This window comes from Blastococcus sp. HT6-30, from assembly GCF_039729015.1.
Lineage (GTDB): Bacteria > Actinomycetota > Actinomycetes > Mycobacteriales > Geodermatophilaceae > Blastococcus.
Genome location: NZ_CP155792.1, coordinates 1,567,938 through 1,589,716 on the forward strand (window position 1 = coordinate 1,567,938; position 21,779 = coordinate 1,589,716).

Sequence of the window (21,779 nt, forward strand, 5' to 3'; positions counted from 1 at the left end):
CGGTTCCTCCAAGAAGTGTGTGGTGCGCTGTCGAGTTCCACGCTGCCCGGCCCCAGTGAGACCTCCGGGAGACCGCGATGAGCGCCCTCTCATGCCGGTGAGCGCCTTCTCACCTGAGCCCGGCCCACTCCTCCGCCAGCGCCACCCGCGCCTCGGTCGCGGCACCCCAGTCCGGCTGCTGCACGCGGAACGGCCCGGTCGCCAGCCCCACGAGGACCCCGGCCACCCGGGCCCGCAGCTCGCCGTCGGGCCAGCGCGCGCCGAGGAACGTGAGCACCCGTTCCCGGTAGGCCGCGACCGGCGCGGGGTCGGGCAGCAGCCCCTCCAGCAGGGCCAGGTGGGCGACGAGGGTCGCCCAGTCGTCGATCCGCGCCCCAGGCCCGGCGGTGTCCACGTCGAGCAGCCCCACCACCCGGCCCCCCTCGACGAGCAGCTGGGACTCGTAGAAGTCCCCGTGCACCGGGACGACGGGGTGGTCGCCGGCGCCCGCGGCCACCGCTGCCGTGAGCCGCTCCAGGCGCGGAGCCAGGACCGGGCACACCGCGCCCACCACGGTGGCGTGCGACCGCACCCGCGCCGACGGGTCGGAACCCCGCCGCCGGCCCGAGCCGTCCACCGCGGGAAGTCGGTCGAGCAGGGCGTCGAGGGCCGTCGGGTCGGGCAGCTGGGCCGGGTCCCCGGTCAGGGCCGTCCGCATCGGCGTGCCTGCAAGGCCGGGCAGCACGACGACGCCGTCGCCGGTGCTCGCCAGCACGGGCGGCACCGGCACCGCCGCCCCGAGGGTGGCGTGCCGGGCCACGAGGTCCGCGGCCGCCGTCGGGCGCACGACCTTCAGGAACCAGCGGCCGTGGGGCGAGCTCACCTCCACCACCGCGCGCCGGCCCGGCCGGTACGCGCGCAACCGCAGCTGCGGTGCGCCGACGTCGATGCCGATCGAGCCCAGCCGCTCCGCGACGCCGGCCGCCGAGGTGGCCCAGCCCAGCCCGGGCAGTGCCGGGTCCAGCGGCCAGCGCCAGAGCCCCACGGTGACCGGCGCGCCCTCGACCTCGCCCTCGACGACGGCGGCCCCCGGCGGGACGGCGGTCCCGGTGGTCGCCGCGAGGTGTTCGCGGGTGGCCCGCCCGTCGGCCCAGTCGACGACCGCGGTGTGGCGGACGGTCGCCGTGCCGTCCGGGCGCAGCGTCACCGTGGCCGGCGTGAGGCTGCGCAGCCGGCCGGAGAGCGGGCCGAGCACCGCGGACCAGAGCTCCGCGGCCGGCTCGCCGAGGAGGAGCTGCAGGGAAGGCGGCCACGACGGCGGCACCCGGGCCGGGCCGAGGGGGGCGGTCTCCACCTCACCAGCCTGGATGGCGGGGGTGAACCAGGCATGAGAGCCGGATGAGGGCGCGCTCACCGGACGCCCGGCCTCACCAGCGGCCGCGGTGCACCACCTCGTCGACGCCGCGCCGTCCCCGCCGCAGCGACGGCGACCGGCGGTCGTCGGCACCCGGGTAGCCGACCGACACGCAGCCGACCGGGCGGTACTCCCCGGGCACCCCGAAGGCCGCGCGGAAGTCGTCCACCCGCTCGGCGGGGACGCCGAAGAAACAGGCGCCCAGCCCCTCGTCCACCGCGGTGAGCAGCATCAGCAGGCTCGCCATCCCGGCGTCGACGTCCCAGTACGGCACCGGCCACCGGGCCTCGTCGCGGTCGGTCCAGCCCTTGTCCGGCTCGGCGTAGCGGTCGAGGTAGGCGCTCTTGTTGGCCAGCGGCACGATGAGCAGCGGCGCCCGGCGCATGCGGGTGAGCCACCGGTCGGGCGCACCGTCCCCGGTCGTGGCCGACCAGAAGCGGTCGCGCTCCTCGTCCGTCTCCAGCACCAGGAACGCCCAGCCCTGGCTGAAACCGGCCGACGGCGCCCGGACGGCGTGCTCGAGCAACCTGTCGCGCACCTCGGGCGGCACCGGCCGGTCGGGGTCGTAGTCGCGCACCATGCGGCGACGGCGGACGACGTCGGCGAACTCCACGCCCTCAGCTTGCCGCAGGGCCGCCGCGGGCGGTCAGGCCCGCCGGCCGAGCCGGGCCAGGATCCGCCTCGTCCGGTCGGCGTCCTCGGGCACGTCCAGGGCGGGGCGGCAGATCCCGTCCATGTGCAGCGCCGGACCGAAGACGTCCGCGCCGGCCTCGATCCGGTCCAGCTCCTCGTCGGTGAGGCCTGCGTCGGCGCCGACGGCGCGGGCGACGTCCCAGCGGTGCACGACCATGTCCCAGACGTAGAACTGCTCGAAGGCCGCGCCGACCGTGGTGGGGCCGAAGAAGCCGTCGAACGCGCGGGCGGCCACGGCCTCGTCGGACACCGCCTCGGCCACCCGCGTCGCGTGCTCCCGCCAGGCGGCGGCCGGATCGGCGGCGACGTCGGGTGCCTCGCCCAGGTCGACACCGTGCGTGGTGAGGAAGTCCCGCTGCGTCCCGATCATGTGCTCGACGACGTCGGCGGCGGTCCAGCCCTCGCACGGGGAGGGGCGGGTCCAGCCGGCCGGGGGCACGGCGTCGAGCAGCGCGGAGAGGGGGCGGTCGGCGGCCTCGTGGCTCCTGGCGGGAGAAATCATGCCCAGGAACGTAGGAGCGTGCGGCAGGCTCGGTCTTGATGAAACCCGACAGCCCCGGGGCGCCGGCCGCGATGGACCACGTCGAGCGCGCGCACCTCAAGGACCCCGGAGACGCCTCGCACGTCATCCACCGGTATGCCGCCGAGCCGGAGTTCGACGGGCTGCTGCAGCGGTTCTGGATCCCGGTCTGGTCGGTGCCTTCGGGCCGGGAGGCACCGCAGCGGGTCCTGCAGTACCCGGTGGCGCTGGTGGTGGTCGCCTCCGGCTACGCCCGGTTCTACGGCGTGGTCTCCGGGCTGTCCACGACGATGCTGAGCGGCACCGGGTGGGCCGTCGGGGTCATGTGCGCGCCGGCGGCGGGCGCGCTGCTCGCCGGCGGGCCGATGAGCGACTTCACCGACCGGCACGTGGACGTCGCCGACGTCCTGGGTGCCGCCGGCGAGGAGCTGACCGCACGGGTCCGCGCCGCGATGGCGCGGGATCCGAACTCCCGGGACGCGCACGCCGCGGCGATGGCCGCGTTCGGCGACGCGCTGCGGCCGTTCCTGCCGGTCGACGACGAGGGCCTGCTCGTCAACGAGGTGGTCGCCTTCGTGGAGGGCGACCGGGAGGTCGTCCGCGTCGCGCAGGTGTGCGAGCGCTTCGGGCTGTCGGAGCGGGTGCTGCAGCGGCTCGTGCACCGCCGCCTGGGGCTGACCCCGAAGTGGCTCATCCAGCGCCGCCGGCTGCAGGAGGCGGCCGAGCGGCTGCGCGGGAACCCGGCGAGCATCGGCCAGGTGGCGGCCGTGCTCGGCTACGCCGACCAGTCTCACTTCACCCGTGACTTCGCCCGCGTGACCGCGATGACCCCCGGCCGGTTCGCCGCCCGGCACGCGACCGGGAGCTGACGCCGGGTCCCGGATCGCCGGTCCCTAGGCTGCACCCCGTGCCGAAGCTGCAGCTGCTCCCCGCCGTCGACGTCGCCGACGGCCAGGCCGTCCGTCTCGTGCAGGGGGAGGCCGGGAGCGAGACCTCCTACGGCGACCCCCTCGAGGCCGCGATGCAGTGGCAGCGCGACGGCGCCGAGTGGGTGCACCTCGTCGACCTCGACGCCGCCTTCGGCCGCGGCAGCAACCGGGAGCTGCTCGCCCGCGTCGTCGGCGAGCTCGACGTCGACGTCGAGCTGTCCGGCGGCATCCGGGACGACGAGTCGCTGGCCGCCGCCCTGGCCACCGGCTGCCGCCGGGTGAACCTCGGCACCGCCGCGCTCGAGTCGCCGGAGTGGTGTGCCCGGGCCATCGCCGAGCACGGCGACCGGATCGCCGTCGGCCTCGACGTCCGCGGCACCCGGCTGGCCGCCCGCGGCTGGACCAAGGAGGGCGGTGAGCTCTACGAGACCCTCGCCCGCCTCGACGCGGAGGGCTGCGCCCGCTACGTGGTCACCGACATCACCAAGGACGGCACGCTCAAGGGCCCGAACCTCGACCTGCTGCGCGAGGTCTGCGCCGCCACCCCGCGCCCGGTCGTCGCCTCGGGCGGCGTGAGCTCCCTCGACGACATCCGCGCGCTCGCGGGCCTCGCCGCGATCGGGGTGGAGGGGGCCATCGTCGGCAAGGCGCTCTACGCCGGTCAGTTCACCCTGCCGGAGGCGCTGCGGCTCACGGAGGAACTGGCATGACGGTGCTCAACCTGGGTTCGGCCAACCCCTGGGAGCCGGTGGTCGGCTACAGCCGGATCGTCGTCCGCGGCGACACGGCCTGGGTCAGCGGCACCACGGCCACCGTCGACGGTTCCGTCGTGCACCCCGGCGACGCCGCCGCGCAGACCCGCCAGATCCTCACCACCATCGGGACGTCGCTTCAGCGGGCCGGGTTCAGCCTCGCCGACGTCGTCCGGACCCGGGTGTACGTCACCGACATCGGCCGCTGGGAGGAGGTCGGCCGGGCCCACGGCGAGGCCTTCGGCGACATCCGGCCGGCGGCGACGATGGTCGAGGTGTCGGCGCTGATCGACCCGGCGCTGCTGGTGGAGATCGAGGCGGACGCCGTGCGCGGGGTGCCGGCGTGAGCCTCGCGGTCCGCGTCATCCCGTGCCTGGACGTCGACGCCGGCCGGGTGGTGAAGGGCGTCAACTTCGTCGACCTCCGCGACGCCGGCGACCCGGTGGAGATGGCCCGGGTCTACGACGCCGAGGGGGCCGACGAGCTCACCTTCCTCGACATCACCGCCAGCTCCGGCGACCGCGCGACCACCTACGACGTGGTGAGCCGGACGGCGGAGAGCGTCTTCATCCCCCTGACCGTCGGCGGCGGCGTGCGCAGCCCCGACGACGTCGACCGGCTGCTGCGGGCGGGCGCGGACAAGGTCGCCGTCAACACCGCCGCGGTGGCCCGGCCGGAGCTGATCGCCGAGATCGCCGACCGGTTCGGCAACCAGGTGCTGGTGCTCTCTCTCGACGCCCGCCGCTGCCGGGACGGCGCGGAGACCGAGTCCGGCTTCGAGATCACCACGCACGGCGGGCGCCGCGGCACCGGCCAGGACGCCGTCGAGTGGTGCATCCGGGCTGCGCAGCTGGGGGCGGGGGAGATCCTGCTCAACTCCATGGACGCCGACGGCACCCGGGCGGGGTTCGACACCGACCTGATCTCCCAGGTGCGCCGCGAGGTCTCCGTGCCGCTGATCGCCAGCGGGGGAGCGGGCGCCTCCGAGCACTTCCCGCCCGCCGTCGAGGCCGGTGCCGACGCGGTGCTGGCCGCCAGCGTCTTCCACTTCGGCGTGCTGCGGATCGGCGACGTGAAGGGCGCGCTTGCCGCCGCCGGGCTACCGGTGCGCGCCGAGGCCGACCACCCGCTCGGCTAGCTCGCGAGGCCCGCGACCCAGGCCGCGGTCCCGCTGCCGCGCTCGGGGACGTAGGCGACGATGTGCAGGTCCGGGTGGTCCGAGGGCACCAGCCGGTGGTGCTCGAAGTCCAGCACGCCGGCCGTCGGGTGCACGAACCTGCGGCGGCGCGAGGTGAAGCCCTCGACGGTCAGGTCGGCCCACTGCTCGCGGAACTCCGCGCTGGCCTCGGCCAGGCGGGCGATCAGCGCCGAGTGGGCGCTCGACCCCAGCCGGGCGCCGGACTCGGCGCGGAACTCGGCCACGAAGTGCCGGCTGGCGTGCGCCCAGTCGGGCAGCATGTCGCGCAGGTGCGGATCGGTGAAGACCACCCACAGCAGGTTCCGGTCGGCCGGGTCCAGGGTGGTGATCCGCGAGTAGAGGGCGGCGTACGGGGCGTTCCAGCCGACGATGGTCCAGTCCGCGGCCACCGCGAAGGCGGGGAAGGCCAGGCTGTCGAGCAGCCGCTGGATGTGCGGCGGGGCGACGTCGTGAACGCGCGCGTCCTCGTCCGGCGGCCGGGATGCGTAGCCGCCGAGAGAAAGCAGGTAGGCCGTCTCCGACGCCGTCAGGCGCAGCACCCGGCCGAGCGCCTCGAGGACCTGCCGGGACGGGTTGATGTCCCGCCCCTGCTCCAGCCACGTGTACCAGGTGACGCTCACCCCGGCGAAGGCCGAGACCTCCTCCCGGCGCAGGCCCGTGCCCCGCGCCCGCGCCGGGCTCGGCAGCCCGAAGTCCTGCCGTGACAGGGCGAGCCGCCGGTTGCGCAGGAAGGTGCCGAGCTCCTTGCGCCGGGCCTCCCTCGTCATGCCCCGAACCTAGTAGTGGCACTACTGGTAGTGGCAGCGTCTACCGTCCCGGCGCCGGGACGTGGCCTCCTGGTCCCATGCCCCCGCTGCGCTCCCGGACGGTCACCTCCGGCAGGAACATGGCCGGTGCGCGCGCTCTGCTGCGCGCCGCGGGCGTCGACGGCGCCGACCTGGGCAAGCCGATCGTCGCCGTCGCCAACAGCTTCGCCGAGTTCGTCCCCGGCCACACCCACCTGCAACCGGTCGGCCGGATCGTGTCCGAGGCCGTCGCCGCGGCCGGCGGCGTGCCGCGGGAGTTCAACACCATCGCCGTCGACGACGGCATCGCGATGGGGCACGGCGGGATGCTCTACTCGCTGCCCTCCCGCGACCTGATCGCCGACTCGGTCGAGTACATGGTCCAGGCGCACTGCGCCGACGCGCTGGTCTGCATCTCCAACTGCGACAAGATCACGCCCGGCATGCTCATGGCCGCGCTGCGGCTGGACATCCCCACCGTCTTCGTCTCCGGCGGTCCGATGGAAGGCGGGACGGCGACGCTCGTCGACGGCACCGTGCGCACCGGCCTGAACCTCGTCTCGGCCATCGCCGACTCCGCCAGCGCGGCGGTCTCCGACGGGGACCTCGGCCGCATCGAGGAGGCCGCCTGCCCCACTTGTGGCTCCTGCTCGGGCATGTTCACCGCCAACTCGATGAACTGCCTCACCGAAGCGCTCGGCCTCGCCCTCCCCGGCAACGGGACCACGCTGGCCACGCACACCGCCCGCCGGGGGCTGTACGAGGCCGCGGGCACCACGGTCATGGAGCTCGTCCGCGCCCACTACGAGCGGGACGACGCCGCGGTGCTCCCGCGCGTGATCGCCGGAGCCGCCGCCTTCGAGAACGCCATGGCCATGGACATCGCCATGGGCGGCTCCTCCAACACGATCCTGCACCTGCTCGCCGCCGCCTCCGAGGCGGAGCATGACTTCACGCTCGACGACGTCGACCGGATCTCCCGCAGCACCCCGTGCCTGGCCAAGGTCGCGCCCAACGGCCCCCACCTGGTCGAGGACGTGCACCGCGCCGGCGGTGTCCCCGCGATCCTCGGTGAGCTCGACCGGGCCGGGCTGCTCCGCCGCGACGTCCGGACGGTGCACTCCCCGGACCTGCGCAGCTGGCTGGACGACTGGGACGTCCGCGGTGGGCGGGCGACCCGTGAGGCCGTCGAGCTGTTCCACGCCGCACCCGGCTGCCGGCGCTCCGCGACGGCGTTCTCCCAGTCGGAGCGCTGGGAGAGCCTCGACCTCGACGCGGAGCGTGGCTGCATCCGCTCGGCCGCCGCGGCCTACAGCACCGACGGCGGCCTGGCGGTCCTGCGCGGGAACCTCTCCGTCGACGGGTGCGTGGTGAAGACCGCCGGAGTGGACGAGTCGATCCTCCGGTTCAGCGGCCCGGCGGTGGTCGTCGAGTCCCAGGAGGAGGCCGTCGACGCCATCCTCACCGGCCGGGTGCGGGCCGGCGACGTCGTGGTCGTCCGCTACGAGGGCCCCCGCGGCGGACCCGGCATGCAGGAGATGCTCTACCCGACCTCGTTCCTCAAGGGCCGGGGCCTGGGGGCGGCCTGCGCGCTGGTGACCGACGGGCGCTTCTCCGGCGGCACCTCGGGCCTGTCGATCGGGCACGTCTCGCCCGAGGCGGCGGCCGGCGGCGTCGTCGCCCTGGTCGAGGACGGTGATCCCGTGACGATCGACATCCCGGACCGCAGCATCACCCTCGAGGTGGGCGAGGCCGAGCTGGCCGCCCGTCGGGCCGCCCTGGAGGCACAGAACGGATACCGCCCGCGGAATCGGCACCGGCCGGTCTCCACGGCGCTGCGTGCCTACGCCGCCTTCGCGCAGTCCGCGGACCGGGGCGCGGTCCGCTCCGTCCCGCTGGACGCGGCACCCAGCCGCTAGGAGATCTCCACCCGGGCGACGTCCCGGCGGCCGGAGGCCCACAGCATGAGCTCCAGGGGCTCCCCGGTGACCGTGCGCCCGCCGTCCCCCAGGCGCTTCTCCTCGCCGGGGACGTCGGCGCGGCGCAGCACCAGGCCGCGGCGCCCGGCGGCGCGCCGGGCGTAGAGGCCCAGCCCGCCCCACAGCTGGTCCTGGTCCTCGCGGGGCAGGACCCGCGGCTCCCAGCCGGGCCGGGCCCGGCGGACGTCCTCGTGGTGGATCGCGAACTCCGAGACGTTGAACGCCGCCGCGGCGGCCGGCAGGGCCATCGGCGACCACGGCGGCGGCCCGCTGCGCACCCGGTCGACCACCTCGCCGTAGGGCGTGGAGTCGCGCAGCCGGTCCTCGAGCCGGTGCGACCACCAGGCCAGGCGCTGCCCGCCGGGCAGCATCTCCAGGCCGTAGCCCGGGAGGGCGTCGGGGCGCCGGTCGCGGACGGCCAGGTGCGCGGCGAGGTGGGCGGTGGTCCACCCCTCGCAGCAGGTCGGCGCGTCGGGACCGAGCTCGTCCAGCAGGTCGGCGAGCGCTGCGCGCTCGCGGTCCGGAAGGGGGAGGGAAGAGGCGCTCACCTCGCGTAGTTACCGAGGGAGCCCGGATGGCGAAACCCGGCCGGGCGGACCAGCGGCATCGCTTAGCGCACCTAACGACTGGGTGGCATGCTGGTCGCAGCCACGACCCCGAGGAGCTCCGTGTCCCGCCGCCGAGACGCCGTCGTGCGCCGCGGGCTCCGCCACATCGGCCGGGCCGTCCGCGAGCAGCCGGGCATGTTCACCCTCGCGCTGCTCGCCAGCAGCCTCTACGGCGCGATGACGGTGGCCGGCGCGTACGTGATCGGCGAGATCACCGACCGGGTGCTGCTGCCCTCCTTCGAGGAGGGCGCCACCACCGCGACCGCGCTCACCCTGGCCGCCGTCGCCATCGTCGGGGTCGCGCTGCTGAAGATCCTCGGCATCCTCGGCCGCCGGCTGTTCGCCGGCGTCATGAGCTACCGGCTGCAGGCGGAGTACCGCCGCCGCGTCACCGGGCAGTACCTGCGCCTCCCGCTCTCCTGGCACCAGCGCCACCCCACCGGGCAGTTGCTCTCCAACGCCAACTCCGACGTCGAGTCGGCCTGGTTCTTCGTCGCGCCGCTGCCCTTCGCCTGCGGAGCGCTGGTGATGATCGCGACCACCAGCGTCGCGCTCCTGCTCACCGACCCGCTGCTCGCCCTCGTCGGTCTGGTCGTCTTCCCGCTGGTCTTCGCCGCCAACGTCGTCTACTCGCAGGTGATGAGCCCGCGGATGCAGCGGGCGCAGCAGCTGCGGGCCGAGGTCAGCGAGATCGCGCACGAGAGCTTCGACGCCGCGCTCGTGGTGAAGACGCTCGGCCGGGAGGACACCGAGACCGAGCGCTTCACCGCCCGGGCCGAGGAGCTGCGCGACGGGCTGATCGCCGTGGGCCGGGTGCGCGGGCTGTTCGACCCGCTGATGGAGGCGCTGCCGAACCTCGGCACGCTCGCCGTCCTGCTCATCGGGGCCGGCCGGGTCGCCGACGGCGCCACCGACGCCGGCGAGCTGGTCTCCATCGCCTACCTGTTCACCTCGCTGGCGCTGCCGATCCGTGCCATCGGCTGGGTGCTGGCCGATCTGCCCCGGGCCCTGGCCGGCTTCGACCGGGTCACCCCCGTGCTCGAGGCGACAGGGGAGACGGCCTACGGGCCGGACACCGCCGCCGCGGCGGCCGGCGGGGCCGGCGTCGGCGTGCGCGACGTCGGCTTCACCTTCGACGGGGTGTCCCGCCCGACCCTCCACGCGGTCACCTTCGACGTGCCGGCCGGGCGCACGGTTGCCGTGGTGGGGCCCACCGGATCGGGCAAGTCCACCCTGGCCGGCCTGCTCGTGCGTCTGGTCGACCCCGCCGACGGCGGCGTGCTGCTCGACGGGGTCGACCTGCGCCGGCTGCGCGAGGGCGAGGTGAGCGCGCAGGCGGCGTTCGTCGCCCAGAGCGCCTTCCTCTTCGACGACACCGTCCGCGGCAACGTCACCCTCGGCGCCCCCTTCTCCGACGACGAGGTGTGGACGGCGTTGCGCGTGGCCGCGGCCGACGAGTTCGTCGCATCGCTGCCCGAGGGCCTGGACACCCGGGTGGGGGAGCGCGGTGCCTCGCTGTCCGGCGGTCAGCGGCAGCGGCTGGCGCTGGCCCGCGCCGTGGTCCGCCGTCCCCGGCTGCTCGTGCTGGACGACGCCACGAGCGCCGTCGACCCCGCCGTCGAGGCCCGCATCCTCGACGCCCTGCGGGGCAACGAGACCCCGACCACGGTCGTGGTCGTGGCCTACCGGCAGGCGACCATCGCGCTCGCCGACGAGGTGGTGTGGCTCGCCGACGGGCGCGCCGTCGCCCGGGGCACCCACGAGGAGCTGCTCGCCGCGGTGCCTGGCTACGCGGCGCTGGTGCGCGCCTACTCCCAGGCCGAGGTGGCGGCGTGAGCGAGCCCGTGCAGCGCACCGAGGGCGCGCTGGGGACCCTCCGGCGCGGGCTGCGGATGATGCCCGAGTTCCGGCGCGGGCTCCCGGTGACCTTCGCCCTGGCCCTGGTCGCCACCGCCGGCCGGGTGGTCGTGCCCATCGCCGTCCAGCAGGTCATCGACCGCGGGCTGGCGGCCCCCGGCGGCGCGCACCTGGAGAGGGTCACCTGGCTGATCGCCGGCTGCGCGCTGGTCGTGCTGGTCACCGCCGTCGCGGTCTACCGGATGAACGTCCGGCTGTTCCGGACGACGGAGACCGCGCTGGCCAGCCTGCGCGCCCGCGCCTTCCGGCACGTGCACGACCTCTCGGTGCTGCACCAGCAGGGCGAGCGACGCGGCTCCCTGGTCTCCCGGGTGACCAGCGACGTCGACCAGCTGTCGGTGTTCATGCAGTGGGGCGGGGTGCTGGGCCTGGTCAGCATCGGGCAGCTCCTCGTCGCGACCGTCGTCATGGCCGTCTACTCCTGGCAGCTGACCGTGCTGGTGCTGGTCTGTTTCGTGCCGCTGGCGTTCGCCGTCCGCTGGTTCGCCCAGCGGCTGGTGCGGGTCTACGGCGTGGTCCGGGAGCGGGTCGGCGACGTGCTCGCCGCGGTCGCCGAGTCGGTGGTCGGCGCCCCCACGGTGCGCGCCTACGGGGTGCGGGCCCGCACCGCCGCCCGGCTCGACGCCGCCATCGACCGGCACTACCGCGCCCAGGTGGACGCGCAGAAGGTCACCGCCGCCGTCTTCGTCAGCGGCGAGTTCGTGGCCGCGCTGGCCAACGCCGCCGTGGTGGTCGTGGGGGTGCTGCTCGGCCTGGCCGGCGACATCACCGTCGGCACGCTGGTCGCGTTCCTCTTCCTCGTCACCCTGTTCGTCGCGCCGGTGCAGACCGCCAGCGAGGTGCTCAACGAGGCGCAGAACGCCGTCGCCGGCTTCCGCCGGGTCCTCGACGTGGTCGACACCGAGCCCGACGTCCGCGACCCCGCCGTCGCCGCCCCCGACCGGGTGCGCGCCCTTCCGGAGGGGCCGCTCGGCGTCCGCTTCGACTCCGTCACCTTCCGCTACGCACCGGGTGCCCGCCCGGCGCTGGACGACGTCGACCTCACCATCGCCCCACGCACGCGGGTGGCGGTCGTGGGCGAGACGGGTTCGGGGAAGACCACGTTCGCCAAGCTGGTCACCCGGCTCATGGACCCGGTCGCCGGCCGGGTGCTGCTCGGCTCCGACACGGGCGGGTGGGTGCCGCTGGCCGACATGGCGTTCGCGTCGCTGCGCGCGCGGGTGGTCATGGTGCCGCAGGACGGGTTCCTCTTCGACGCCACCGTCGCCGAGAACGTCCGCTACGGCCGCCCCGGCATGACCGACGCCGACGTCGTCGCCGCCTTCGACGACCTGGGGCTAAGCACCTGGCTCGCCGGGCTGCCCGACGGCGTCTCGACGGCGGTGGGCCAGCGCGGTGAGTCCCTGTCGGCCGGCGAGCGGCAGCTGGTCGCCGTCGCCCGGGCCTACGTCGCCGACCCCGACCTCCTGGTGCTCGACGAGGCCACCAGCGCCGTCGACCCCGCCACCGAGCAGCGGCTGACCCGGGCGCTGGACGCCCTGACCGCCGGCCGCACCACCCTCACCATCGCGCACCGGCTCTCGACGGCCGAGCGGTCCGACGAGGTGCTGGTCGTCGACGCCGGGCGCGTCGTCCAGCGCGGCACGCACGCGGAGCTGGTGGACGCCGAGGGTCCCTACGCCCGGCTGCACGCCTCGTGGCGGCGGTCGTCGGCCGGCGAGCCCGAGCCGGCGATCGGCTGACCGGCGGGTGCCGCGCCCGGGCAACTCGCCCGGCAGGGGGGCGCGTGGCGCCCGCGCTCCCCGCTAGCGTCCCCGGTGTGAGCGCGCGCACCGACAGCTTCGAGGCCGACGTCGTCGTGGTGGGAGCGGGGCTGGCCGGCCTGGTCGCCACCGCTGAACTGGCCGACGCCGGCAAGCGGGTGGTCCTGGTCGACCAGGAGCCCGCGGCGTCCCTGGGCGGGCAGGCGTGGTGGTCCTTCGGCGGGCTGTTCCTGGTCGACTCGCCGGAGCAACGGCGGCTGCGCGTGCACGACTCGCTGGAGCTCGCCCGGCAGGACTGGTTCGGCACCGCCGGCTTCGACCGGGACACCGACCACTGGCCGCGGCAGTGGGCCGAGGCCTATCTGCAGTTCGCCGCCGGCGAGAAGCGCGCCTGGCTCAAGGAGCAGGGCGTCGGGTTCTTCCCGGTCGTCGGCTGGGCCGAGCGCGGCGGCTACACCGCCACCGGCCCCGGCAACTCGGTGCCGCGCTTCCACATCGTGTGGGGCACCGGGCCGGGGATCGTCGCGCCGTTCGAGCGCCGGGTGCGGGCCGCGGCCCAGGCGGGCGTGGTGCAGCTGCGGTTCCGGCACCGGGTGTCGGAACTGGTGGTCCGCGGCGGGGCCGTGACCGGCGTGCGCGGCGCCGTCCTCGAGCCGAGCGACGTCGCCCGCGGTGAGGCGAGCTCCCGCACGGAGGTCGGGGAGTTCGAGTTCCTCGCGCAGGCCGTCGTCGTCACCTCCGGGGGGATCGGTGGCAACCACGACCTCGTCCGGGATAACTGGCCGGCCCGGCTGGGTCCCGCACCGCAGCGGCTGCTCTCCGGCGTTCCCGCGCACGTCGACGGGTGCATGCAGCAGGCCACCGTGGCCGCCGGCGCGAGCATGGTCAACGGCGACCGGATGTGGCACTACACCGAGGGCATCGCCAACCACTCGCCGGTCTGGGCGCGGCACGGCATCCGGATCCTCCCCGGCCCGTCGTCGCTGTGGCTCGACGCCACCGGGCAGCGGCTGCCCGTTCCGCTCTTCCCCGGGTTCGACACCCTCGGCACCCTCGCCCACATCGGGCAGACCGGGTACGAGCACACCTGGTTCGTCGCCACGCACAAGATCGTGGAGAAGGAGTTCGCGCTGTCGGGCTCCGAGCAGAACCCCGACCTCACCGGCAAGGACGTCAAGCTGCTGCTCGACCGGGTCAAGGCCGGCGTCTCCGGTCCGGTCCAGGCGTTCCTGGACAAGGGGGAGGACTTCGTCGTCGCCCGGACCCTGCCCGAGCTCGTCGCCGGCATGAACCGCGTCACCGGCGGGTCGCCCGAACTCGACCTCGCCCAGGTGGAGCGGGAGGTCGTGGCCCGCGACCGGGAGATCGCCCACCCCTTCACCAAGGACCTGCAGGTCACCGCCATCCGAGGTGCCCGCACCTACCTCGGGGACAAGCTCATCCGCGTCGCCCCGCCGCACCGGCTGCTCGACCCGGAGGCCGGCCCGCTGATCGCCGTCCGGCTCAACCTCATCACCCGCAAGAGCCTCGGCGGCCTGGAGACCGACCTGTCCGGCCGCGTGCTGCGGCCCGGCGGCGAGGTGTTCCCCGGGCTCCACGCGGCCGGCGAGGTCGCCGGGTTCGGCGGCGGCGGCGTGCACGGCTACCGCTCGCTCGAGGGCACCTTCCTCGGCGGCTGCCTCTTCTCCGGCCGGGTCGTGGGCCGGGCGCTCGCGGCCGCGCTGTGAGCGCGCCGCGCGATCCCTGGTCGGACCCGGCGACGCCGACCGAGCCGGGGCCCGCCTACACCGGGCCGCCGCCCACCACGTCGCCGTACGCCTACGGGACGCCGGCGCCGTACGGCGTGCCCCCGCCGTGGGGTTACGGGCCGCCGCCGCCCTACGGCTACCCGGGCGCGCCGTACCCGGGTGCGCCGTACCCGGGTGCGCCGTACCCGGGTGCGGCCTATCCCGGTGCGGCCTATCCCGGTGCGTCCCGGCCGGGCCGCCGGCCCGGCCAGGTGATCGGGGCGGCGGTGCTCACCTTCGTCCAGGCGCTGCTGGTGCTGATCGCCTCGCTGTACGTGTGGTTCTTCGCCTCGCTCGCGGAGCTCGCGATCGAGGAGAGCCCGACCGCCGCCCCTGCCCAGGCCTACGAGTTCGCCCGCGAGGGCGACGTGCTCTCGATCGTCCAGCTCGCATCGGTGGCGCTGCTCGTGGTCGCCGGCATCCTGGCGCTGGTCCGGCGCACCCGCGTCGCCTGGCTGGTGCTGCTCGCGGCGCACGGCGTGCAACTCCTGCTCACCGTGTACTGGTGGGCACAGCTGGGCGACCTGCTGGGACCGGCGGCGGCAGGCCAGGACCTCGGCGGCGTGGTGGCCGCGTTCAGCCTCTTCTTCGCGGCCGCCCCGCTGGTCACCCTCGGTCTGGTCCTCTTCGGCGGCGGACGGCACTGGTTCACCGCCCCGCAGACCTGACCCGCCCGCACGGCACACTGGAGGCATGTCCGCGAGCGTGCCCACCGAACGAGCGCTGGCCCCCGAGGTCGCCGCGCTGCTGCGCCGCGACCCCGCCGGGCTGGTCGCCGCAGTCGTCCAGCAGCACGACACCCGCGAGGTGCTCATGCTCGCCTGGATGGACGACGAGGCGCTCCGGCGCACCCTGACCTCCGGCCGGGCCACGTACTGGTCGCGCAGCCGGGAGGAGTACTGGGTGAAGGGCGAGACCTCGGGCCACCGCCAGTGGGTCCGCGACGTCCGCGTCGACTGCGACGGCGACGCGCTGCTGGTGCTGGTCGACCAGGAGGGCGCCGCCTGCCACACCGGTGAGCGCAGCTGCTTCCACCGGCCGCTGACCGTGGTGCAGGGGGCCGCCACGTGAGGTTCGGCATCACCTCCCCCTCGCGCGAGGAGTTCGCGGCGCTGGGCCGGGTCGGTGGGCGGGGGATGGTGCCGGTCACCCGCCGGCTGCTGGCCGACGGCGAGACCGCCGTCGGGGTCTACCGGAAGCTGGCCGGCAACCGTTCCGGGACGCTCCTGCTGGAGTCGGCCGAGCAGGGCAAGCGGTGGGCGCGGTACAGCTTCGTGGGCGTGCGCGCCGCCGGCGTGCTGACCGAGCGCGACGGCCGCACCCAGTGGCTGGGCGAGGAGGTCCCCGGGCTCACCGACGACCTCCCGGCCGATCCGCTGGAGGCCGTCCGCGTGCTCGCGCGCCGGCTGCGGTCGCCCCGCGCCCCGGAGCTGCCGCCGCTGACCGGTGGCCTGGTGGGCTACCTCGGCTACGACGTCGTCCGTCGCCTCGAGCGGCTGCCGCAGACCAGCGACGACGACCTGGGCATGCCCGAGCTCGCGCTGATGCTGGTCACCGACCTGGCCGTGCTCGACCACACCGACGGGTCGGTGCTGCTCATCGCCAACGCCCTCGGGAGCGCGGGGACCGAGGCGGGCGGGTACGACGACGCCGTCGCCCGTCTGGACGCCATGGCCGAAGCGCTGGTCGCCCCGGCCGCCCCGGCGGTCGCCGTGTTCGAGCCCGCGGACGTTCCACCGGCCGTGCGCAGCAACCTGGCGCCCGGCGTCTTCCAGGACGGCGTGGAGCGGGTGCGCGAGCACATCCGGGCCGGCGACGCCTTCCAGGTGGTGCTGGCCCAGCGGTTCGAGCTGGAGACCGACGTCGACGCGCTCGACCTCTACCGGGTGCTGCGGGTGACCAACCCGTCGCCGTACATGTACCTGCTGCGCTTCGCCGGCCGGGAGACCGCGTTCGAGGTCGTCGGCTCGTCGCCCGAGGCGCTGGTGACGGTGACCGGGTCCTCGGCGGTCGTGCACCCGCCGGCCGGCACCCGGCCGCGCGGCGCGACCGCGGAGGAGGACGCACGCCTGGCCGAGGGGCTGCTCGCCGACCCCAAGGAGCGGGCCGAGCACGTCATGCTCGTCGACCTCGCACGCAACGACCTGGGGCGGGTCTGCGTCCCCGGCAGCGTGGAGGTGCCGGACTTCATGCGCGTGGAGCACTACAGCCACGTCATGCACCTGGTGTCCACCGTCACCGGCGAGGTCAGCCCCGGCCGCGACGCCCTGGACGTCTTCGACGCCACGTTCCCCGCCGGCACGGTCTCCGGCGCCCCCAAGCCGAGCGCGATGACGATCATCGAGAGCCTCGAGCCGACCCGGCGGGCGCTGTACGCGGGCACCGTCGGCTACGTCGACGCCAGCGGCGACATGGACATGGCGATCGCCATCCGCACCGCCGTCCTCCACCAGGGGCGGGCCTACGTCCAGGCCGGCGCGGGCATCGTCGCCGACAGCGACCCGGCGGCCGAGGAGGCCGAGACCCGGCACAAGGCCCGCGCGGTGCTGTCGGCCATCGCGACGGCGGAAGGTCTGCGGGAGCTGTCCGCGGGGGCGGGGTGACGGCTCCCGAGGGCGTACGGGACCCGGCCGGCGGCGCCCGGCGGGAGCTCGCGAGCGTCGTCGTGGGCGCGGTCCTGGCCGGTGCGCTCGCGCTGTCGGCGGCCGGCCAGCGCTGGGCCGACGTGACCGCGGAGCGCCGCGCGCCCCTGCCACCGGTGTCCGGAACGCTGTCCGGGGGCGACGCAGCCCCGCTGGTGACCGCCGCCGGCCTGGTCCTGCTGGCCGCGGCGGTGGCCCTGCTGGCGGTGCGCGGCAGCGGCCGGGTGGTCGTCGGCCTGCTGATGGCGGCCGCAGGTGGCGCCCTGCTGTGGTCGGGCGTCCGGGTGCTCACCGGAGGAGTGGCCGACGCCGCGGCGGACCTGCCCGGCGTGGGCGGCACCAGCGTGACCGGCACGACCGTGGACGTCTCGGTGGGCTGGCCGGTGCTGGCCGGGGTCGCCGGTGTCCTGGCCGTCGCCGCCGGGCTGCTGGCCGCGCTGCGCGGGGGCACCTGGCCGGCGATGGGCCGGCGCTACGAGCGCACCGCCGGGGCGGCGACGGCGCGGTCGACCGAGGAGCGCGCCGACGACGTCTGGAAGGCGCTCGACCGCGGCGAGGACCCGACCGAGCCACCGCCGGCACCCCGGACCGGCCCCGGCGTATAGCGGAACCGACCGGATCCGTGCCGCCCGCCCCCGGGCCGGGAGGCATCCGGCCCGCCTCTAGAGTGGGTCCACCCATCCGCCCGGGATCGACGTACGAGAGGCAGTGGCGCCGGTGAACCAGCACCTGACCTCGGCCGAGGCTGCGACCACGCCGTGAACGTGCTCGAGGAGATCGTCGCCGGTGTCCGTGCCGACCTCGCCGTCCGCCAGGCCGCCACGCCGCTGGACGAGGTGAAGGCCGCCGCCCAGGCGGCCCGGCCGGCGCGCGACGCGCTGGCGGTCCTGCGGGCCCCCGGCGTCGGCGTCATCGCCGAGGTGAAGCGGCGCAGCCCGAGCAAGGGCGACCTGGCCGACATCGCCGACCCCGCGCGGCTGGCCCAGCAGTACGCCGCCGGTGGGGCCCGGGTCATCTCCGTGCTCACCGAGCGGCGGCGCTTCGGCGGCTCGCACGCCGACCTCGCCGCCGTGCGCACGGTGGTCGACGTGCCGGTGCTGTGCAAGGACTTCATCGTCAGCAGCTACCAGGTGCACGAGGCCCGTGCCCACGGGGCCGACGTCGTCCTGCTGATCGTGGCCGCCCTCGAGCAGAACGTCCTGGTGGGCCTGCTCGAGCGGGTGGAGTCCCTGGGCATGACGGCGCTGGTCGAGGTGCACACCGAGTCCGAGGCCGACCGCGCCATGGCGGCCGGGGCGTCGGTCATCGGCGTGAACGCCCGCGACCTCACCACCCTCCAGGTCGACCGCTCGACCTTCGAGAAGATCGCACCGGGGTTGCCGTCGGAGGTCGTCAAGGTCGCCGAGTCGGGTGTCCGCGGTCCGCACGACCTGATCGGGTACGCCGCTGCCGGGGCCGACGCCGTCCTCGTCGGCGAGGGCCTGGTCACCGCGGGCGATCCGCGGCAGGCGGTCGCCGACCTGGTCACGGCCGGCGCGCACCCGGCCACCCCCCGCACCACCCGCTGAAAGAGGCCCTCCTGGCCACCGCTCGCACGCTCGCGGCGGGCCCCTGCAGGAGGGCCACTGCGGCGCGGGACACTGGGCACATGACCACCAGTTCGCTGCAGCCGCCCGGAGCGCTCCCCCTGCCGGCGCGGCCGGGCTGGCCCGACCCGACGGGGCACTTCGGGGTCTTCGGCGGCCGGTTCGTCCCCGAGGCGCTGATCGCCGCGCTCGACGAGTTGACCGAGGCCTACGAGGCCATGCGCGTCGACCCGGCCTTCCTCGCCGAGTTCGCCCGGCTGCAGCGGGACTACACCGGCCGGCCCAGCCCGGTCACCGAGGTGCCCACGTTCGCCGAGCACTGCGGCGGGGCACGGGTCCTGCTCAAGCGGGAGGACCTCAACCACACCGGCTCGCACAAGATCAACAATGTGCTCGGTCAGGCGCTGCTGACCAAGCGGATCGGCAAGCAGCGGGTCATCGCCGAGACCGGCGCCGGCCAGCACGGCGTGGCGACGGCGACCGCCGCGGCGCTTCTGGGCCTGTCCTGCACCGTCTACATGGGCGAGGAGGACACCCGGCGCCAGGCGCTCAACGTGGCGCGCATGCGGCTGCTCGGCGCCGAGGTCATCCCCGTCACCACCGGCTCGCGCACCCTCAAGGACGCCATCAACGAAGCCTTCCGCGACTGGGTCACCAACGTCGGGACGACCAACTACGTCTTCGGCACAGTGGCGGGGCCGCACCCCTTCCCGGCGATGGTCCGCGACTTCCAGCGGGTCATCGGCGACGAGGCCCGCGGCCAGGTGCTCGAGCGGGAGGACCGGCTGCCCGACGCCGTCCTGGCCTGCGTGGGTGGCGGCTCCAACGCGATCGGCATCTTCACCGCGTTCGTGCCCGACGACGGCGTCCGGCTGATCGGCCTGGAGGCCGGCGGCGACGGCGTCGGCACCGGGCGGCACGCGGCCACCATCACCGCAGGCACCCCGGGCGTGCTGCACGGCGCCCGCTCGTACCTGCTGCAGGACGAGAACGGGCAGACGATCGAGTCGCACTCCATCAGCGCCGGGCTGGACTACCCCGGCGTGGGGCCCGAGCACTCCTACCTGCACGACATCGGGCGGGCCGAGTACCGGGCGGTCACCGACGCCGAGGCCATGGAGGCCTTCGCCCTGCTCTGCCGCACCGAGGGCATCATCCCGGCGATCGAGTCCGCGCACGCCCTGGCCGGGGCGATGGAGCTCGGCCGGGAACTGGGCCCGGGCGCGCTCCTCCTGGTCAACCTCTCCGGGCGCGGCGACAAGGACGTCGAGACCGCGTCGCGGTGGTTCGGGCTGGGCGACCGCGAGGAGGTCGACCCCGGGCCGGGGCTCGACACCGACCAGCAGCCCACCGAGGGCGCGGTCAGCAACGACGAGGCCGTGGCCGGCCCGGACACCGGAGAGCAGGCATGAGCGCTACCGGGAACGACGGAGGAGCGGAGCAAGCCCGGAGTCGAGGCAGTCGACTGCAGGACCGCATCGGCACCGCCACGGCGGAGGGGCGCGCCGCGTTGATCGCCTACGTGCCGGTCGGCTTCCCGTCGGTCGAGGGGTCGATCGCGGCGATGGTGGCCGCCGTGCGCGACGGCGCCGACGTCGTGGAGATCGGCGTCCCGTACAGCGATCCCGGGATGGACGGCCCGGTCATCCAGCAGGCCGTGGACGTCGCCGTCCGCGCTGGTGTGGGGATGCCGGCCGTGCTCCGCGCGGCCGAGGCGGTGGCCGCGGCCGGCGCCGTCCCCGTCGTGATGAGCTACTGGAACCCGATCGAGCGCTACGGCGTCGAGCGCTTCGCCACCGACCTGGCCGCCGCCGGGGGAGCGGGGGCCATCACCCCCGATCTCATCCCCGAGGAGGCGGGCGCCTGGATCGCCGCCGCCGAGGCGGCCGACCTCGACCGGGTGTTCCTCGTCGCGCCCTCCTCGACCGATGCGCGGCTGCGGTCCACCACCGCCGCCTGCCGCGGGTTCGTCTACGCCGCCTCCACCATGGGGGTCACCGGCGCCCGTGCCACCGTGGGCGACGCCGCCGAGCGGCTGGTGGCCCGCACCCGGGAGGCCGCGCCCGACCTCGCCGTCTGCGTCGGCCTGGGCGTCTCGAACGGGGAGCAGGCCGCGGAGGTCGCCGGGTTCGCCGACGGCGTCATCGTCGGCTCGGCCTTCGTCCGCGCCCTGCTCGACGCGCCGGACGAGCGGGCCGGTGCCGAGGCGGTCGGGCGGCTCGCCGCCGACCTGGCCCGCGGTGTCCGTGCGAAGGTGCCGACATGACCGTGCTCGCCGCCATCCCGAGCCCGACCCAGGGGGTCTGGGAGCTCGGCCCCTTCCCGGTCCGGGCGTACGCGCTGTGCATCGTGGCCGGCATCGTGGCCGCGGTGCTCCTCACCGAGCGGCGCTGGGTGGCCCGGGGTGGTGCGCCGGGCGACGTCCTCGACATCGCGGTCTGGGCGGTGCCCTTCGGCATCGTCGGGGGCCGGCTCTACCACGTGGTCTCCAGCCCCCGGCCGTACTTCGGCGAGGGCGGCGACCCGCTGCGCGCGTTCGCCATCTGGGAGGGCGGCCTGGGCATCTGGGGCGCCATCGCGCTGGGGGCCGTCGGGGCCTGGATCGCCTGCCGGCGCCGGGGCATCCCGCTGCCCGCCTTCGGCGACGCGCTGGCTCCCGGGTTGCTGGTGGCCCAGGCGATCGGCCGGCTGGGCAACTGGTTCAACAACGAGCTCTACGGCGGCCCCACCGACCTGCCGTGGGCGCTCACGATCTACGAGTGGAGCGGCGGGCGGGCGGTCACCGGGGCCGATGGGGAGCCCGTCGTGCTCGGCACGTTCCACCCGACGTTCCTCTACGAGCTGCTGTGGAACCTGGCCGCGGCCGCGCTGGTCGTCTGGGCCGACCGCCGGTTCCGGCTCGGGCACGGCCGGGCGTTCGCGCTGTACGTCGCCGCCTACTGCGCGGGCCGGCTGTGGATCGAGCTGCTGCGCACCGATCCGGCCGAGACCTTCTTCGGCGTCCGGCTCAACGTCTTCACCTCGATCATCGTCGGTCTGCTGGCGCTGGCCTACTTCTTCTGGCAGCGCGGCCGCCGGCGCGAGGTGATCACCCGAGGTGAGGACATCGCGACGACCAGCGCGGACCGGTCCGCAGCCGGGCCGGACACCCCTGCCGAGGCGCCCGTTCCCCGCGTGCGTGAGGACGATCACCATCCGCCGTCCACGGCCTGAGAACCGGGGAAACC

General features: G+C 75.3%; 21 protein-coding genes. 16 read left to right on the forward strand and 5 right to left on the reverse strand.

What is annotated here, in order from left to right:
* Nucleotides 1–109 precede the first annotated feature (109 nt).
* The 3 genes from ABC795_RS07560 to ABC795_RS07570 form a co-directional block, all read right to left on the reverse strand.
* Complete coding sequence (locus ABC795_RS07560; RefSeq protein ID WP_347060361.1) at nt 110–1,333, reverse strand: phosphotransferase; 1,224 nt, start codon at nt 1,331–1,333, stop codon at nt 110–112.
* A 73-nt stretch (nt 1,334–1,406) separates the two neighbouring features.
* Nucleotides 1,407–2,006 carry a nitroreductase family protein gene (locus tag ABC795_RS07565; protein ID WP_347060362.1) on the reverse strand — a complete coding sequence of 200 codons (600 nt, stop codon included), beginning with the start codon at nt 2,004–2,006 and terminating at the stop codon, nt 1,407–1,409.
* Between the two features lie 33 nt (nt 2,007–2,039).
* A complete protein-coding gene (locus ABC795_RS07570; protein ID WP_347060363.1) occupies nt 2,040–2,588 on the reverse strand; it encodes a TIGR03086 family metal-binding protein in 549 nt (182 codons plus the stop codon).
* 38 nt (nt 2,589–2,626) lie between these two features.
* On the opposite strand from ABC795_RS07570, the gene ABC795_RS07575 reads away from it, so the two are divergent.
* Genes ABC795_RS07575 through hisF form a run of 4 tightly spaced genes read left to right on the forward strand, consistent with a single transcriptional unit; the run spans nt 2,627 to nt 5,425 of the window.
* Complete coding sequence (locus ABC795_RS07575) at nt 2,627–3,475, forward strand: helix-turn-helix domain-containing protein (protein ID WP_347060364.1); 849 nt, start codon at nt 2,627–2,629, stop codon at nt 3,473–3,475.
* A gap of 38 nt (nt 3,476–3,513) precedes the next feature.
* Nucleotides 3,514–4,245: a bifunctional 1-(5-phosphoribosyl)-5-((5-phosphoribosylamino)methylideneamino)imidazole-4-carboxamide isomerase/phosphoribosylanthranilate isomerase PriA gene (priA, locus tag ABC795_RS07580; RefSeq protein ID WP_347060365.1), complete on the forward strand. Its 732-nt coding sequence runs from the start codon at nt 3,514–3,516 to the stop codon at nt 4,243–4,245.
* Nucleotides 4,242–4,634, forward strand: coding sequence for a RidA family protein (locus ABC795_RS07585; protein ID WP_347060366.1), 393 nt, complete (start codon nt 4,242–4,244; stop codon nt 4,632–4,634). Before priA ends, ABC795_RS07585 begins: the two co-directional genes overlap by 4 nt.
* Complete coding sequence (gene hisF / locus ABC795_RS07590) at nt 4,631–5,425, forward strand: imidazole glycerol phosphate synthase subunit HisF (protein WP_347060367.1); 795 nt, start codon at nt 4,631–4,633, stop codon at nt 5,423–5,425. The genes ABC795_RS07585 and hisF overlap by 4 nt, the downstream gene beginning before the upstream one ends.
* On the opposite strand, the gene ABC795_RS07595 is transcribed toward hisF, so the two are convergent.
* Nucleotides 5,422–6,252, reverse strand: coding sequence for a helix-turn-helix transcriptional regulator (locus tag ABC795_RS07595; RefSeq protein WP_347060368.1), 831 nt, complete (start codon nt 6,250–6,252; stop codon nt 5,422–5,424). The genes hisF and ABC795_RS07595 overlap by 4 nt on opposite strands.
* Before the next feature lie 77 nt (nt 6,253–6,329).
* Between ABC795_RS07595 and ilvD the strand changes: the two genes are divergently transcribed.
* Nucleotides 6,330–8,189, forward strand: coding sequence for a dihydroxy-acid dehydratase (gene ilvD / locus ABC795_RS07600; RefSeq protein ID WP_347060370.1), 1,860 nt, complete (start codon nt 6,330–6,332; stop codon nt 8,187–8,189).
* On the opposite strand, the gene ABC795_RS07605 is transcribed toward ilvD, so the two are convergent.
* Complete coding sequence (locus ABC795_RS07605; RefSeq protein WP_347060372.1) at nt 8,186–8,797, reverse strand: TIGR03085 family metal-binding protein; 612 nt, start codon at nt 8,795–8,797, stop codon at nt 8,186–8,188. The two genes, ilvD and ABC795_RS07605, sit on opposite strands and share 4 nt — an antisense overlap.
* Nucleotides 8,798–8,917: 120 nt before the next feature.
* On the opposite strand from ABC795_RS07605, the gene ABC795_RS07610 reads away from it, so the two are divergent.
* The 11 genes from ABC795_RS07610 to lgt all read left to right on the forward strand — a co-directional run bounded on the left by ABC795_RS07610 (nt 8,918) and on the right by lgt (nt 21,765).
* Nucleotides 8,918–10,693: an ABC transporter ATP-binding protein gene (locus tag ABC795_RS07610; RefSeq protein WP_347060374.1), complete on the forward strand. Its 1,776-nt coding sequence runs from the start codon at nt 8,918–8,920 to the stop codon at nt 10,691–10,693.
* The gene (locus ABC795_RS07615) at nt 10,690–12,516 is read left to right on the forward strand and encodes an ABC transporter ATP-binding protein (RefSeq protein ID WP_347060375.1); all 1,827 of its coding nucleotides are present in this window, start codon (nt 10,690–10,692) and stop codon (nt 12,514–12,516) included. Before ABC795_RS07610 ends, ABC795_RS07615 begins: the two co-directional genes overlap by 4 nt.
* 77 nt (nt 12,517–12,593) lie before the next feature.
* Nucleotides 12,594–14,264, forward strand: a complete 1,671-nt coding sequence (locus ABC795_RS07620; RefSeq protein WP_347060376.1) for an FAD-binding dehydrogenase — start codon at nt 12,594–12,596, stop codon at nt 14,262–14,264.
* A complete protein-coding gene (locus tag ABC795_RS07625) occupies nt 14,261–14,992 on the forward strand; it encodes a hypothetical protein (RefSeq protein ID WP_347060377.1) in 732 nt (243 codons plus the stop codon). The genes ABC795_RS07620 and ABC795_RS07625 overlap by 4 nt, the downstream gene beginning before the upstream one ends.
* Nucleotides 14,993–15,017: 25 nt before the next feature.
* Nucleotides 15,018–15,395 (forward strand): phosphoribosyl-AMP cyclohydrolase, encoded by a 378-nt coding sequence (hisI, locus tag ABC795_RS07630; RefSeq protein WP_347060378.1) that lies wholly within the window; start codon nt 15,018–15,020, stop codon nt 15,393–15,395.
* Nucleotides 15,392–16,927, forward strand: coding sequence for an anthranilate synthase component I (locus ABC795_RS07635; protein WP_347060379.1), 1,536 nt, complete (start codon nt 15,392–15,394; stop codon nt 16,925–16,927). Before hisI ends, ABC795_RS07635 begins: the two co-directional genes overlap by 4 nt.
* Nucleotides 16,924–17,571, forward strand: a complete 648-nt coding sequence (locus ABC795_RS07640) for a Trp biosynthesis-associated membrane protein (protein ID WP_347060380.1) — start codon at nt 16,924–16,926, stop codon at nt 17,569–17,571. Before ABC795_RS07635 ends, ABC795_RS07640 begins: the two co-directional genes overlap by 4 nt.
* Before the next feature lie 153 nt (nt 17,572–17,724).
* Nucleotides 17,725–18,534 (forward strand): indole-3-glycerol phosphate synthase TrpC, encoded by an 810-nt coding sequence (gene trpC / locus ABC795_RS07645; RefSeq protein WP_347060381.1) that lies wholly within the window; start codon nt 17,725–17,727, stop codon nt 18,532–18,534.
* A gap of 80 nt (nt 18,535–18,614) precedes the next feature.
* Entirely contained in the window at nt 18,615–19,964 is a 1,350-nt protein-coding gene (trpB, locus tag ABC795_RS07650) for a tryptophan synthase subunit beta (RefSeq protein ID WP_347060382.1), read from the forward strand.
* The gene (gene trpA / locus ABC795_RS07655; RefSeq protein WP_347060383.1) at nt 19,961–20,818 is read left to right on the forward strand and encodes a tryptophan synthase subunit alpha; all 858 of its coding nucleotides are present in this window, start codon (nt 19,961–19,963) and stop codon (nt 20,816–20,818) included. The genes trpB and trpA overlap by 4 nt, the downstream gene beginning before the upstream one ends.
* Nucleotides 20,815–21,765, forward strand: a complete 951-nt coding sequence (gene lgt / locus ABC795_RS07660) for a prolipoprotein diacylglyceryl transferase (protein WP_347060384.1) — start codon at nt 20,815–20,817, stop codon at nt 21,763–21,765. Before trpA ends, lgt begins: the two co-directional genes overlap by 4 nt.
* The last annotated feature ends 14 nt before the right edge of the window (nt 21,766–21,779 follow it).